The sequence below is a fragment of the Streptomyces sp. NPDC058307 genome, from assembly GCF_042880295.1.
GTDB lineage: Bacteria > Actinomycetota > Actinomycetes > Streptomycetales > Streptomycetaceae > Streptomyces.
The window spans coordinates 41,983-55,674 of sequence record NZ_JBHVYZ010000056.1 but is presented as its reverse complement, the minus strand read 5'-3'; the positions used below and the strand labels follow the sequence as shown (position 1 = coordinate 55,674).

Sequence of the window (13,692 nt, the reverse complement as noted above, 5' to 3'; positions counted from 1 at the left end):
GGCGGGCAGGGGACGGGGTGGGGGGTGTCCGCCCGCAGCGGCCGGCGTCCGTTACCGAGCACAACCGAAGCAACAGCAACCGCCGGACCGGGGACGGACACCCCCCACCCCGGCACCGACCCACCCACCGAACCGCACGCGCTACACCCGCCCCCACCGGACCGCAGCGGGCCGCCGCAGGCACCCAGGGGCGCGGGGAACTGCGCAAAACGCCCGCCCCCACCGCACCCGCACCCGCACCCGCACCCGCACCCGCACCCGCACCCGCACAGGCAACCCCTACTCGGCCGCCCCGTACAGACGGTCCCCCGCGTCGCCGAGCCCCGGCACGATGTAGCCGTGCTCGTTGAGGTGGTCGTCGACCGCGGCCGTGACCACCGTGACCGGCGTACCCGCCAGCTCGCGCTCCATGATCTCCACGCCCTCCGGGGCGGCCAGCAGGACCACCGCCGTCACATCGTCCGCGCCGCGCTTGATCAGCTCACGGATCGCGGCGACCAGGGTGCCCCCCGTCGCGAGCATCGGGTCGAGGATGTACACCTGCCGCCCGGACAGGTCCTCCGGCATACGCGCGGCGTACGTGGTGGCCTGCAGCGTCTCCTCGTTGCGGATCATGCCGAGGAACCCCACCTCGGCGGACGGCAGCAGCCGGACCATGCCGTCCAGCATGCCGAGCCCGGCACGGAGGATCGGCACCACCAGCGGGCGCGGATACGACAGCTTCACACCGGTCGTGGCGGCGACCGGGGTGCGGATGTCGACCGCCTCGGTGCGCACGTCGCGCGTGGCCTCGTAGGCGAGCAGGGTGACCAGCTCGTCGGCGAGACGGCGGAAGGTCGCGGAGTCGGTGCGCTGGTCGCGCAGCGTGGTGAGTTTGTGGGCGACCAGAGGGTGGTCGACGACGTGGAGGCGCATGTCCACAACAGTAGCCGGGACCACCGAGCCCCTCGCGCTGGCGTCAAACGCCCCGACCGGGGGAAAGTGGGAGGGACGGACTGGGGTGGTGAACCGATGCCTGACCTGCCTGAGCACGAACCGTCGTCACAGGAGACCGACGCCGAACGCCGGCGCCGGCGCGCGCAGTTTCTGCGCGACCTCGCGGAAGCCCGGGAACTGCGCGACCGGGTGCAGCCACGCCGGGCGAAAGTGGCCCGTCTGCGGCACGCGATGCGCATGCGGACCTTCCGCTGGTAGGAAAGATCACGCCGCTGGTAAGAAAGATCACGAAACGCGAGCCGCACGGAACGGGTGGGCGTGTGTGGGCCCTTGGGAAAGCCGCGTACGATCCCGCTCGTGGCGGCGACGAGTGCGCTGGTGAGTCCTTCACCGACGTGCCGACGCGCGTGCGATCAAAACCACCGGACACAGGGTGCCGAAGACGTCCCCTGAACGCCTTGTTTCTGCCACGATTCCGAGTGGGTGGGGTTCGGAGCCGAGCTCTCCCCGCCCGAACCTCCGCCGGGGGGACCCCCGACCGGCACACCTATGACCAGTGGGAGAGTCACGGTGTACTTCGCCGCACTGCTCGCGCGCACCGAAGACGGGTGGGAAGCGAGCGACACAGAGCTCCTCGACAATGTGGAGACGCTGTCGGATCTGGCCGACCTCGCCCGGGAAGCCGCGGCCGAGGACGACACGGTGCTCGTGCTGATCGAGCAGGAGGACGCCTGGTTCGGCGTCGTCCGCATCGACGGTGAGGAAGATCCCCGTATCTACGTCTCGGACGCCGCCGCCGCTGCCCGCAGCTCGTACGGCGAGATCCTGCTCACCGACGAACTGCTCGGAAGGGAGCCCGGCGACGACGGCCCCGATCTCGACGCCCTCGACCTCGACGGCACCGAGGACGGTGAGGACGAGGACGACGACGAGGAAGAGGACGTCACCGCCGTGGCGGGCGGCTCCGCGGAGGCCGTGCCACACGGCCCGGTCGGTGATCCGCAGGTCCTCGACGACCTGGGCGTCAGCGAGAAGGAGCTGAAGGCCCTGTCGGAGGACGCCCTCACCGAGATCGCCGAGGCCCTGGGCGCCTCGGAGGTCCTGGAGACCGTCCGCTGACCGCAGGGACCGGGAAGGACGGCACCCCGGACCCGGTGCGCGACCACTGGCGGGCCGCGATGCGGCTCGCCCTGGACGAGGCCGGCCGGGCGGGCGCCGACGTGCCGGTGGGCGCCGTCGTCCTGTCCCCGGACGGTACGACCGTGCTCGCGGCCGGCCACAACGAACGCGAGGCGGTCGGCGACCCGACCGCGCACGCGGAAGTCCTCGCGATCAGGCGGGCGGCGGCGGAGCTCGGCGAGTGGCGGCTGACCGGCTGCACGCTCGTCGTCACGCTGGAGCCCTGCACGATGTGCGCAGGCGCGATCGTGCAGTCCCGGGTGGACCGGGTCGTCTACGGCGCCCGGGACGAGAAGGCGGGCGCGGCCGGCTCCCTGTGGGACGTCGTCCGCGACCGGCGCCTCAACCACCGGCCCGAGGTCATCGAGGGCGTGCTCGCCAAGGAGTGCGCCGGCCTCCTCACGGAGTTCTTCCGCGACCGCTGACGGACCGCCTGCCCAACCACCGATCGACCACCTCCGGGCCACCGACGGACCGCCTCCGGGCCGCCGATACCGATTTCAAACCATGCCCCACCTTGCTGTAAGGTCTCCCTCGGTAGCGTGTCCGAGCGGCCGAAGGAGCTCGCCTCGAAAGCGAGTGTGGCGCAAGTCACCGAGGGTTCAAATCCCTCCGCTACCGCTGGAGAAGGGCCCCGTCGAGAGACGGGGCCCTTCGTGCGTACGCGTGCTGATCACCCCGGTTACACTCGCGCCCCAGAAGGAACAGACGCACCAGTAGCGGGGGAGGCCGCGATGGCGGTGAACGGAAAGAAGATCGCCGTCTATTTGCTCGTGGTCTTCGTGCTGTACGTGATCATCACGGACCCGGCCAAGGCGGCCGACTACGTGGAGATAGGGTTCCAGGGCATATCGGACGCCGCCAAGGCCGTGGGCGACTTCTTCACCTGGCTGGCCGACGGGGCGCACTGAACAGACTCGAGGGAGCGCCCATGATCCGCCATCTCGTCCTCTTCAAGCTCAACGAGGGTGTCGAGCGTGACGACCCGCGTGTCGTCGCGGGTGTCGAGGCCTTCCGCGCGCTGGACGGGAAGATCCCCGAGATCCGCTTCTGGGAGCTGGGCTGGAACCTCAGCGACCGCCCCATCGCCTACGACTTCGCCATCAACTCCGGATTCGAGGACGTGACCGCGCTGCGGACGTACGTCGAGCACCCCGAGCACCAGGCGGGCGTGGGGCTGTGGAAGGAGTTCGCCACCTGGGTGATCGCGGACTACGCGTACTGAGCCCGAGCGCTCCGAAGCCTCCTGCCGGGAACGGTGGGAGGCTTTTCTGCGTCTTTCAGCCCAACTTGCCCAACTTTCCCCTCAACACGGCTTACCCAACGTTATGCGGTGCTTGCACACAGTGCACATGTCTTGTGATGCTATGACCGCTTTTGACGGATGAGTTGACCAACGAAGAGGTGGCGTTGACCGTGGCGGCCAGTACCGCGCCTCCCCAGGAGGCCCCCCAGGAGGCCGCCCCACGCAGTCGCGGCGCCGACACCCGGGCGCTGACCCAGGTGCTCTTCGGCGAGTTGAAGGAACTCGAGCCGGGCACGCCGGAGCACAGCCGGGTCCGGACGGCGCTCATCGAGGCCAACCTCCCGCTCGTGCGCTACGCGGCCGCCCGCTTCCGCTCCCGCAACGAGCCGATGGAGGACGTGATCCAGGTCGGCACCATCGGGCTCATCAACGCCATCGACCGCTTCGACCCGGACCGGGGCGTACAGTTCCCGACCTTCGCGATGCCGACCGTCGTCGGCGAGATCAAGCGGTACTTCCGCGACAACGTCCGCACGGTCCACGTCCCACGCCGGCTGCACGAGCTGTGGGTGCAGGTCAACGGCGCCACGGAGGACCTGACGACCGCCTTCGGACGGACCCCGACGACCTCCGAGATCGCCGAGCGGCTGCGCATCACCGAGGACGAGGTGCTGTCCTGCATCGAGGCCGGACGGTCGTACCACGCCACCTCGCTCGAGGCGGCGCAGGAGGGCGACGGACTGCCGGGCCTGCTCGACCGGCTCGGCTACGAGGACCCGGCGCTGGACGGCGTGGAACACCGCGACCTGGTCCGCCATCTCCTGGTCCAACTCCCGGAACGCGAACAGCGAATCCTGCTGCTGCGCTACTACAGCAATCTCACCCAGTCGCAAATCAGCGCGGAACTCGGCGTCTCACAGATGCACGTTTCGAGGCTACTCGCGCGTAGCTTCCAGCGACTGCGGTCCGCCAATCGGATCGACGCATAATCTTCGGCGGATAGCGGATGCATAAGGGGCGCACGGTCGCACGGTCCGGAACACCGCAGTTCGCAAGCGGGATCGAGAGGTAACCGGGGCGAGCGAATCGCTCACCGGCGCCGTTCCCGGCACTTCTGTGCCGAAAAACCGTCAGACCCCCTTTACCCAGGGCGTATTAGAGTCTCACGTGTCGACATGTCACTACAGCGTGTTGCCGACATGTGACATTCTGCCGGAAGCGCGTTTGCCGAGGCTTCGGCTCCGGTATTCAGGTGAAGGCTGACGTTCCACCACGGGGCGTTCGCCACGACCGTCCCGCGACCCAAAGGGGGTGGCATGTCCGCAGATCAGGGCAGCTCGAAGGTGCTCACGCTCACCAAGAGCGAGGCTGAGCCCGCACTCGACGACGTCACGGCTGTCGAGGCCGCGCCGGCCCCGGCTCTCCCGGCTCCCCCGACGGTGTCGGGAGCCATCGACACCCGCACCCTGTCCCGCTCCCTCTTCCTGCGGCTCGCCGCACTCGACGAGAACAGCCCGGAGCGCGCGTACGTCCGGGACACCCTCATCGAGCTCAACCTCCCGCTGGTGCGTTACGCGGCGGCCCGTTTCCGCTCGCGCAACGAGCCGATGGAGGACATCGTCCAGGTCGGCACCATCGGCCTGATCAAGGCGATCGACCGCTTCGACTGCGAACGGGGCGTCGAGTTCCCGACGTTCGCGATGCCGACGGTCGTGGGCGAGATCAAGCGGTTCTTCCGCGACACCTCGTGGTCGGTGCGTGTCCCGCGCCGTCTGCAGGAGCTGCGGCTGGCCCTCACCAAGGCCAGCGACGAACTCTCCCAGAAGCTGGACCGCTCTCCGACGGTCGCCGAACTCGCCACCGTGCTCGGCGTGTCCGAGGAGGACGTCGTCGACGGCCTCGCGGTCGGCAACGCGTACACCGCGTCCTCGCTGGACTCCCCGGCCCCGGAGGACGACGGCGGCGAGGGCTCCCTCGCGGACCGCCTCGGCTACGAGGACACGGCTCTGGAGGGCGTCGAGTACCGGGAGTCCCTGAAGCCGCTGCTGGCCAAACTCCCGCCGCGTGAGCGCCAGATCATCATGCTGCGCTTCTTCGCCAACATGACCCAGTCACAGATCGGCGACGAGGTCGGCATCTCCCAGATGCACGTATCCCGCCTCCTGACCCGAACCCTGGCCCAGCTGCGGGAAGGGCTCATCTCGGACTGAGGGTCGCCTCCCTGTCACCGGGCATCCAGAAGCGAGTGCCTCTGGATGTGCCGGGTCGGGTTGTTCGGCCGGCTGCGGGCAGCTGCGCTGGGCTTGGACGGGGCGCCTACAAGGGTGCCGGGTCGGGTTGTTCGGGCGGCTGCGGGCCGGTGGGGGCTGGTCGCGCAGTTCCCCGCGCCCCTAGGGAGCTGCAGTCACCTGCGCCCACGAGGGAACCCTTCGCCACCCCACGCGTGACGACGGACCGTTCGCCGTACGCGCGCCCCGACGGACCGCTCGCCACCCCACGAACCACGACGGACCGCCCGCCACCTCCGCGCCACAACGGACCGTTCGCCGTACGGCGCGCCAGGACGGGCGGTTGGCCGCCTACGGCGGGCAGGGGACGGACACCCCCCACCCCGGCCCCGACCCACAACGCACGGGCACGCGCTACACGAGCCCCCACCGGGGCCGAGCGGGCCGCCGCAGGCATTCAGGGGCGCGGGGAACTGCGCAAAACGCCCGCCCCCACCGAACCCGCACCCGAACCCGAACCCACCCCCGCCGCGCTACCCCAGCGCCAGCCAAGCCACCGCCGCGACGATCGCCACCGCGACCACCACCCCGATGATGAGTCCGACGCGCGGACCGCCCGACGTGGCGGCCGACGCGGCCGGCGCTGTCGGCTGTCGGCGGCCCTGCGGGCCCTCGTCGACGAACGCGCGGAACATCTGAGTGCTGCCGGCGGGGTCGTAGTTGCCCTCGGGAACCTGGTTCTCAGCCATGCCCAGAGACCCTAGCGAATCCGGGACCGGGGCCCAAGTGCGGGGCTGACAGGGGCATCAGCGGCTCCCACATGCGGGTTTACGTCCACAATACTTGCCTTTGCCAACTTTTTATGCCGCACCCCATCCGTTTTATTTGCCTGTAGCAACCAAGCACGTCTATGGTTGCCCTAAGCAACGAATACGGGAGGTGTGATGGCCGAGCAGGCGCGATACGAGGAGCTGATCCGCCAGTTCAGCGCCTTCGGGGCCGTGAAGAGGGAGATCGGGCGGATGATGCCGTCCGAGTGCCCAGCCGGTTCCGCCGCCGTGCTGACCCTCCTCGGGCGCTACGGGGACATGCGCATGAGCAAGCTCTCCGAGCTGCTCGCCGTGGACATGTCGGTGACCAGCCGCCACGTGGCGCACGTAGCCGAGCGCGGCTGGATCGAGCGCTCCCCCGACCCGGCGGACAAGCGCTCCCGCATCCTGCGTCTGACGCCGGCCGGCCAGGCGCTCCTCGACCAGCTGTCCCGCCGGACCTGCCTCATGCTCGCCGAGCGGCTCAGCGACTGGAGCGACGACGAGGTCATCCAGCTGACGGCGCTGATGGCCCGTCTGCGGGCGAGCTTCGACGACAGCCGTTCCCATGACGCCCGCGCCTACGACACCCGCGCCCACGGCCCCGAACCGCGGCCGCCGGTTTCCCCCGTACTCGAACAGATCACCCGTACACCCGCGACCACCCAATAAGAGAAGGAAGCCCATGGCTACGACCACACCAACCGGTGTGCGGGCTCACGCCAAGCACGGGGGAGGCTCCACCGAGTACGCCCCGATGACGCACCGGCAGATCATGGAGGCCATCTCCGGCCTGCTGCTCGGCATGTTCGTGGCGATCCTGTCGTCCACGATCGTCACCAACGCGCTCCCGCACATCATCAGCGACCTCGGCGGCGGCCAGTCCGCCTACACCTGGGTCGTCACCGCCGCCCTGCTGTCGATGACCGCGGCCACCCCCCTGTGGGGCAAGCTCGCCGACCTGTACAGCAAGAAGGCGCTCGTCCAGATAGCCCTGGTCATCTACGTCCTGGGCTCCGCGGCCGCCGGTCTCTCGCAGAACGCCGGGATGCTGATCGCCTGCCGTGTCGTCCAGGGCATCGGCGTCGGCGGTCTGTCCGCGCTCGCCCAGATCGTCATGGCCGCGATGATCTCCCCGCGTGAGCGCGGCCGTTACTCCGGCTACCTCGGCGCGACCTTCGCCGTCGCCACCGTCGGCGGCCCGCTGCTCGGCGGTGTCATCACCGACACCTCGTGGCTGGGCTGGCGCTGGTGCTTCTACGTCGGTGTCCCCTTCGCCGTCATCGCGCTGATCGTGCTGCAGAAGACCCTGCACCTGCCGGTCGTGAAGCGGGACGTGAAGGTCGACTGGGCCGGTGCGTTCTTCGTCGCCGCCGCCGTCTCGCTGCTGCTGGTCTGGGTCACCTTCGCCGGTGACAAGTACGACTGGATCTCCTGGCAGACGTACGCGATGGTCGGTGGTTCGATCGTCCTCGGTCTGATCTTCGTGCTGGTCGAGTCCAGGGTGCGCGAACCGATCATCCCGCTGCGGCTGTTCAGGAACCGCACCATCACCCTCGCGTCGCTGGCCTCGCTGTTCGTCGGTGTCGCGATGTTCACCGGCACCGTCTTCTTCAGCCAGTACTTCCAGCTGGCCCGCGACAAGTCCCCGACGATGTCGGGTGTGATGACCATCCCGATGATCGGCGGGCTGTTCATCTCCTCCACCGTCTCCGGGCAGTTCATCACCCGCACCGGGCGCTGGAAGGCGTGGCTGGTCAGTGGTGGTGTGCTGGTGACGGCCGGCCTCGGTCTGCTCGGCACCATCCGGTACGACACGGCCTACTGGAAGATGTCGATCTTCATGGCCCTGCTGGGTCTCGGCATCGGCATGATGATGCAGAACCTGGTGCTGTGCACGCAGAACCAGGTCGACCCGAGCGACCTCGGCTCGGCCAGCTCGACGGTCACCTTCTTCCGTTCCCTCGGTGGTGCGGTCGGCGTCTCCGCGCTCGGCGCGGTCATGTCCCACCGGATCTCGCACTACGTCACGGACGGCGTCGCCGCCCTCGACCCCAAGTACCAGGCCGCCCTGTCCGGTTCCGGCTCCTCCACCGACAGCATCCCGGACCTGGGCAAGCTCCCGGCCCCGGTGCGCACGCTCATGGAGAGCTCCTACGGCCACGGCATCGCCGACGTGTTCCTGATCGCCGGCGCCCTCGCGGCCGTCGCGTTCCTGATCACCCTGTTCATCAAGGAGGTTCCGTTGCGGACCAAGGGCGCGCTGGCACAGGCCGCCGGCGAGGAGACTCCCGCTCCCGCCGAGGCTCCGGTGGAGACCGAGGCCGCCGCGCACACTCCGAGCTGGGCGGCCACCGAGACCGTCTCCTCCGACACCGAGTCCGCCCCCGACGGCACGCAGCGGCTGTCCGCCGTGGCCACCCTCGCCCGTCCGGAGGCGTCCGGTGAAGGCTCCGGCTCCATCCCGGTCCGCGGTTTCGTGCGCGGCGCCGAGAGCGCGCCGGTCCCGCAGGCCGCGGTCACGCTGATCTCGCTCGCGGGACGGCAGCTGGGCCGGTCGGTGACACAGGCCGACGGTTCCTACGCGGTCGAGGCGCCGAGCGTCGGGTCGTACGTCCTGATCGCCTCCGCGGACGGCTTCCAGCCGCAGGCGTCCACGGTGCTCGTGAACGGCGAGCCGGTCGCCTACGACATCCTCCTCAGCGGCACCAGCGGGCTCAACGGGCTCGTGCGGGCCGCGCAGAACGGGGAGCCGGTCAAGGACGCGATGGTGATCGTCACCGATGTGCGCGGTGATCTGCTGGCCACCGGGACCACCGGTGAGCAGGGCGAGTTCGCCTTCGGCGAGCTGGTGCCGGGTGCGGTGACCGTCGCGGTCAACGCCGCCGGGTTCCGGCCGCGCGCCCTGCCCGTCGAGGTCGGCGGCACCGGCGTCACCCGCATCGAGGTCGACCTCGACTCGGGCGCCCGCCTGCAGGGTGTCGTACGGGCGCCGCACGGTCCGCTGGCCAACGCGCGGGTCACCCTCGTGGACGCGGCCGGCAACGTGGTCGGTACCGCCACCACCGGGTCGGACGGGGCGTACGCCTTCACCGACCTGGACGGCGGCGAGTACACGGTCATCGCGACGGGCTACCCGCCGCAGGCGACGGCCCTGACGGTGACCGGCCCCGGCGTGGACGGCCACGACATCGAACTCGCCCACCCCGGCGAGTAGTTCACCCACTTCCGGCCCGTGGCAGGGGGCGCGCGCTCCGAGCAAAGGCGCGCGCCCGCCACGGGCCGGTCTTCTTTGAGGAGGTATGACACATGGGACTGACCGCGAGGATCCGAACCCGGGACGGATGGGCCGTGTCGCACGCGGTGGTCACGGTGACCGACATGACCGGCACCCAGGTACTGCGCGCGGAGGCGGACGCGGAGGGGGCGGTGCGGGACGCCACACCGCTGGAGCCGGGGGCGTACACCGTCATCATCACCGCCGTCGGTTACGCACCCGCCGCCTCCAGCGCGATCGTCACCGCGAGCGGCCGCGCCGAGGTCGGCACGGTCACGCTGGCCCGCGTCGGCGGGGCGGAACTCCCGCCGCCGGGACCCTGGACCGTCGACCCGGCCCACTCCAGTGTCGGCGCGGTCGCCCAGCACCTGGGCATCTCCAGCGTGCACGGCCGCTTCACCGACTTCACGGCGGCGATCGAGGTCGCCCCGGACGACGTGACCAAGTCCCGGGTGGAGGCGGTGATCCGGGCGGCCTCCATCGACACCGGGAACGCGATGCGGGACGAGCACCTGAGGTCGGCGGACTTCCTGGACGTCGAGCGGTACCCGGAGATCACCTACCGGTCGACGGGGCTGGTCGTGTCCGGCACGGACCGCTGGACGGTCCGGGGCGAGCTGGCGATGCGCGGTGTCGTACGGCCCGTCGACCTGGACCTCGCCTACCTGGGCACCGGCGCCGATCCCTGGGGCGGGACCCGCGCCGCCTTCCGGGCGACGACCCAGCTGCGGCGGGAGGACTTCGCCATGAACTACAACCAGGTCGTGCAGGCGGGGATCGCGGCGATCGGGACGACGCTGAAGGTCGAGCTCGATGTGCAGGCGGTGCAGGGGGAGTCGCTGCCGCAGGCCTGAGGGCGCTGGCAGTGGCCTGCGGGGCTCCTACGCCGAGTCGGTGGACACGGGAACGCCGTGGCACTCCAACTAGGCTGAGGTCATGGCACCGAACATTGCGACCAACAAGGCCGTCTCGCTGGACGAGCTGCTGGACTTCGTACGGCCCCGGCACCGGGCGATCCTGCTGACGCGGCGGGCGGACGGGTCGCCGCAGGCCTCGCCGCTGACCTGCGGGGTGGACGACTCGGGGCGGATCGTCGTGTCGACGTATCCCGAGCGGGCCAAGACCCGGAACGCGAAGCGGGACGCCCAGGTCAGCGTGATCGTGCTGAGCGACGAGTGGAACGGACCGTGGGTGCAGGTCGACGGGACCGCGGAGGTCATCGACTCGCCGGAGTCCGTGGAGCCGTTGGTGGAGTACTTCCGGAACATCTCCGGGGAGCATCCGGACTGGGACGAGTACCGTTCGGCGATGGTCAAGCAGGGGAAGTCGATCATCCGGGTGACGCCGGTGCGGTGGGGTCCGGTGGCCACCGGCGGTTTCCCGGCGCGGTTGGCCTGATCGCGAGGTGGGCAAGCGCGCCTAAGGGCGCTCGACCATCGCCTCGATGCCCTTGACCAGGAGTTCCAGGGCGAACGTGAAGTCCCTGTCCTGCATGTCCTTCACCGTGTCGCCGCCCCTCGCCGTCAGGATCTCCTCGTTCTCCCTGAGGATCTCGGCGGCGCCGGGGGCCCGGGTGGCGGTGGTCATGGCGTGGCGGAAGTACTCCTCCTGGGTCATGCCGGCCTGGGTGGCGCGGGCGATGAAGTGGCCCTCGATGGTGCCGAAGCCGTAGACGAACTGGAAGACGGCGGAGATCGCGCCGGTGATGCCGTGCGCGGGCAGGCCGGTCCTGCGGACGATCCGGTGCACGGTCCGGGACAGGTCCAGGGAGCGGGGGCCGATGTTGAGGAAGGTTCCGGCCAGCGGTGAGACCCAGGGGTGCCGGACCAGCAGGCCCCGGTACTCCCTTGCCACCGCGCGCAGTTGGTCCCGCCAGTCCTCGTCGGCCTCCGGGTCCGGCAGCTCCAGCTCGCCGAAGGCCGCGTCCAGGGCGAGTTCGAGGAGGTCGTCCTTGGTGTCGACGTACCAGTAGACGGACATCGCGGTCACGTTCAGCTCGGCGGCCAGCCGCCGCATGGAGAACCTGGCCAGCCCCTCGGCGTCCAGGAGACGGACGGTGACCTCGGTGATCCGGTCCCGGTCCAGCCCGGACGGCTGCCCGCCGCCACGCCCGCCCCGGCGCACCTTGCCCTCCAGCCAGACACTGGTTCGCGCGGCCGCTTCTTGGCCTGCCTTCACCATGGCGCACCTTCCGAGACGTCGTTCACTTGCCGAGATGCTAGGCCTGCACCGACCTGTGAGGGGCGCGGGACCGTGCCGATATCCGGCTCCGCCGCGTGGGCGCGACCGGCCGCAGTGAACCCGCACCCGCCGACGAAGCACACCCCCACCCCCTGAGCGCTCAACCCTGCGGAGTAGCCCGCTCCGCCCGCCGCAGCAACACCCCCGCCACCACCCCGCCCAGCAGCACCGCCACCGCCCCCACCAACTGACTGCTCTCCAGGCCGGCGGCGAATGCCTCGGTGATCCGCGCCTTCTCCGACGCCGACCCCGCCTGCGCCAGCGCCCCCGGCAGGGACACCGCGGCCACCGAGATCCCGGCCGCGAACCGCGCGTTCAGCACCGCGCCCAGCACGGCGACCCCGAGCCCCTGCCCGAACTCGGCCACCGTGCCGTTGATGCCCGCGCCGACCCCGGCCTTCTCCGGCGGGATCGCGCTCATGATCGCGTGGGCCATCGCGGGACTGGCGACCGCCGCTCCCGCGCCGATCAGCACCAGCCCGAGCAGCGTGCCCGGATATCCGTGGCCCGTGAGCGTGGCGATGGCGAGGAGGCCCGCGGCCATCACCGCCATGCCGAGGCCGATGGAGAGCGGGGTCCCGAGCCTGGTCGACCACTTCGCCGACAGGCCGGTGAAGTTGAGGGCGACGATCATCAGCGCGAGCGGTGCCGTCCGCAGCCCCGCCTCCAGGGGGCCGTAACCGAGGACGAACTGCATGTGCTGGGTGAGCAGGAAGAGGGAGCCGCCCATGCCGAAGGTGATCAGGACCGCACCCGCCACCGCTCCGGTGAACCGGCGGTCACGGAAGAAGTGCATGTCGAGCATGGGGTGAGGGATCCGGCTCTCCCAGTACGCGAACCCGGCGAGGACCACCACCGCCACGGCCGCCGGTGCCAGCACCCGGCCGGAGGTCCAGCCGTGCTCGGGGCCGGAGATGATCGCGAAGACCAGGGCGGCCATGCCGATCGTGGAGAGCAGGGCGCCGAGCAGGTCGGGGCGGTCGCCCTGCGGGTTTTTGGACTCGGGGACCAGGAGCACGACCGCGACCAGGGCGAGCGCGGCGACCGGCAGGTTGATCAGGAAGATCGCGCCCCACCAGAAGTGGTTCAGCATGAAGCCGCCGAGGAGGGGACCGGCCGCGAAGCCAAGGGAGTTGACCGCCGCCCAGATGCCGATCGCCCTCGGCTGCTCCTCGGGCGCGAAGATCTGCATCGCCACGGCGAGCGTGGTGGTCATCAGCAGCGCGCCGCCCACGCCCATCCCGGCCCGGGCCGCGATCAGTTGGGCGGTCGAGTCGGCGAGACCCGCGACCAGCGAGCCGACGCCGAACAGCACCAGCCCCGCAGCCAGCATCTTCTTGCGGCCGTAGCGGTCCGCCGCGCTGCCCGCGGTGAGCAGGAGCCCCGACTGCACCAGCGAGTACGCGTTGATCATCCACTGGATGTCGGAGGTGGCGGCGCCCAGTTCCCTGGTGAGGGAGGGGATCGCCACGTTCAGGATCGTGTTGTCGAGCAGCACGGTCAGCTGCGCGAGACAGATGACGCCGAGTATCAGCCAGCGCTGGGGATGACCCTGGGGGACGGCGACGGGGACGGGAACCGGGGCGGGAGCGGTCATGCTGTACACCGTAGAACAGTTCCTATACGGCGTACAACGCGCTTTTCCGCCGTACGACGAGAAGGGGGGGGGCCCCCCGGGGGGGCCCCCGTGGGCCGGGGGGGGGGGGGGGCCGGGGGGTTAAAAAAAAAAAAGAACCCACCCGAACAAACCAAAAAGAGGATTGGCGCTTGGGGGTG

The 13,692-nt window shown here is 70.2% G+C and carries 15 protein-coding genes and 1 tRNA gene; 12 read left to right on the top strand and 4 right to left on the bottom strand.

All coding sequences use genetic code 11. From position 1 onward, the window contains the following. Positions 1-279: 279 nt before the first annotated feature. Positions 280-915: a uracil phosphoribosyltransferase gene (gene upp / locus ACFVYN_RS31545; protein ID WP_390004709.1), complete on the bottom strand. Its 636-nt coding sequence runs from the start codon at positions 913-915 to the stop codon at positions 280-282. Positions 916-1,011: 96 nt separating this feature from the next. Between upp and ACFVYN_RS31540 the strand changes: the two genes are divergently transcribed. The 8 genes from ACFVYN_RS31540 (at position 1,012) to ACFVYN_RS31505 (ending at position 5,571) form a co-directional block, all read left to right on the top strand. Next, entirely contained in the window at positions 1,012-1,194 is a 183-nt protein-coding gene (locus ACFVYN_RS31540; RefSeq protein ID WP_007383124.1) for a hypothetical protein, read from the top strand. A 312-nt stretch (positions 1,195-1,506) separates the two neighbouring features. Further along, positions 1,507-2,055, top strand: a complete 549-nt coding sequence (locus ACFVYN_RS31535; protein ID WP_390004716.1) for a hypothetical protein — start codon at positions 1,507-1,509, stop codon at positions 2,053-2,055. Positions 2,056-2,114: 59 nt separating this feature from the next. After that, the gene (tadA, locus tag ACFVYN_RS31530) at positions 2,115-2,540 is read left to right on the top strand and encodes a tRNA adenosine(34) deaminase TadA (RefSeq protein ID WP_390004713.1); all 426 of its coding nucleotides are present in this window, start codon (positions 2,115-2,117) and stop codon (positions 2,538-2,540) included. A gap of 111 nt (positions 2,541-2,651) precedes the next feature. Next, a tRNA-Ser gene (locus tag ACFVYN_RS31525) sits at positions 2,652-2,736 on the top strand. A gap of 113 nt (positions 2,737-2,849) precedes the next feature. Further along, positions 2,850-3,026, top strand: a complete 177-nt coding sequence (locus ACFVYN_RS31520) for a hypothetical protein (protein WP_355749057.1) — start codon at positions 2,850-2,852, stop codon at positions 3,024-3,026. 20 nt (positions 3,027-3,046) lie between these two features. Continuing rightward, the gene (locus ACFVYN_RS31515; protein ID WP_390004706.1) at positions 3,047-3,340 is read left to right on the top strand and encodes a Dabb family protein; all 294 of its coding nucleotides are present in this window, start codon (positions 3,047-3,049) and stop codon (positions 3,338-3,340) included. Positions 3,341-3,519: 179 nt separating this feature from the next. After that, on the top strand, positions 3,520-4,350 hold the full coding sequence (locus ACFVYN_RS31510; protein WP_390004711.1) for an RNA polymerase sigma factor SigF: 831 nt from the start codon (positions 3,520-3,522) through the stop codon (positions 4,348-4,350). Positions 4,351-4,677: 327 nt separating this feature from the next. After that, a complete protein-coding gene (locus tag ACFVYN_RS31505; RefSeq protein ID WP_390004703.1) occupies positions 4,678-5,571 on the top strand; it encodes an RNA polymerase sigma factor SigF in 894 nt (297 codons plus the stop codon). Between the two features lie 551 nt (positions 5,572-6,122). On the opposite strand, the gene ACFVYN_RS31500 is transcribed toward ACFVYN_RS31505, so the two are convergent. Next, positions 6,123-6,338, bottom strand: coding sequence for a hypothetical protein (locus tag ACFVYN_RS31500; protein WP_390004701.1), 216 nt, complete (start codon positions 6,336-6,338; stop codon positions 6,123-6,125). A gap of 195 nt (positions 6,339-6,533) precedes the next feature. On the opposite strand from ACFVYN_RS31500, the gene ACFVYN_RS31495 reads away from it, so the two are divergent. The 4 genes from ACFVYN_RS31495 (at position 6,534) to ACFVYN_RS31480 (ending at position 11,073) form a co-directional block, all read left to right on the top strand. Continuing rightward, a complete protein-coding gene (locus ACFVYN_RS31495; protein WP_390004698.1) occupies positions 6,534-7,070 on the top strand; it encodes a MarR family winged helix-turn-helix transcriptional regulator in 537 nt (178 codons plus the stop codon). Between the two features lie 13 nt (positions 7,071-7,083). Further along, the gene (locus ACFVYN_RS31490; RefSeq protein WP_390004695.1) at positions 7,084-9,615 is read left to right on the top strand and encodes an MFS transporter; all 2,532 of its coding nucleotides are present in this window, start codon (positions 7,084-7,086) and stop codon (positions 9,613-9,615) included. 92 nt (positions 9,616-9,707) lie between these two features. Beyond that, entirely contained in the window at positions 9,708-10,529 is an 822-nt protein-coding gene (locus ACFVYN_RS31485) for a YceI family protein (RefSeq protein ID WP_390004692.1), read from the top strand. Between the two features lie 82 nt (positions 10,530-10,611). Continuing rightward, on the top strand, positions 10,612-11,073 hold the full coding sequence (locus tag ACFVYN_RS31480) for a PPOX class F420-dependent oxidoreductase (RefSeq protein ID WP_390004689.1): 462 nt from the start codon (positions 10,612-10,614) through the stop codon (positions 11,071-11,073). 21 nt (positions 11,074-11,094) lie between these two features. Here the strand turns inward: ACFVYN_RS31480 and ACFVYN_RS31475 are convergent, their stop codons facing one another. Both ACFVYN_RS31475 and ACFVYN_RS31470 read right to left on the bottom strand, forming a co-directional pair. Further along, positions 11,095-11,856, bottom strand: coding sequence for a TetR/AcrR family transcriptional regulator (locus tag ACFVYN_RS31475; protein WP_390004688.1), 762 nt, complete (start codon positions 11,854-11,856; stop codon positions 11,095-11,097). A gap of 160 nt (positions 11,857-12,016) precedes the next feature. Beyond that, complete coding sequence (locus ACFVYN_RS31470; protein ID WP_390004685.1) at positions 12,017-13,513, bottom strand: MFS transporter; 1,497 nt, start codon at positions 13,511-13,513, stop codon at positions 12,017-12,019. Positions 13,514-13,692: the final 179 nt, after the last annotated feature.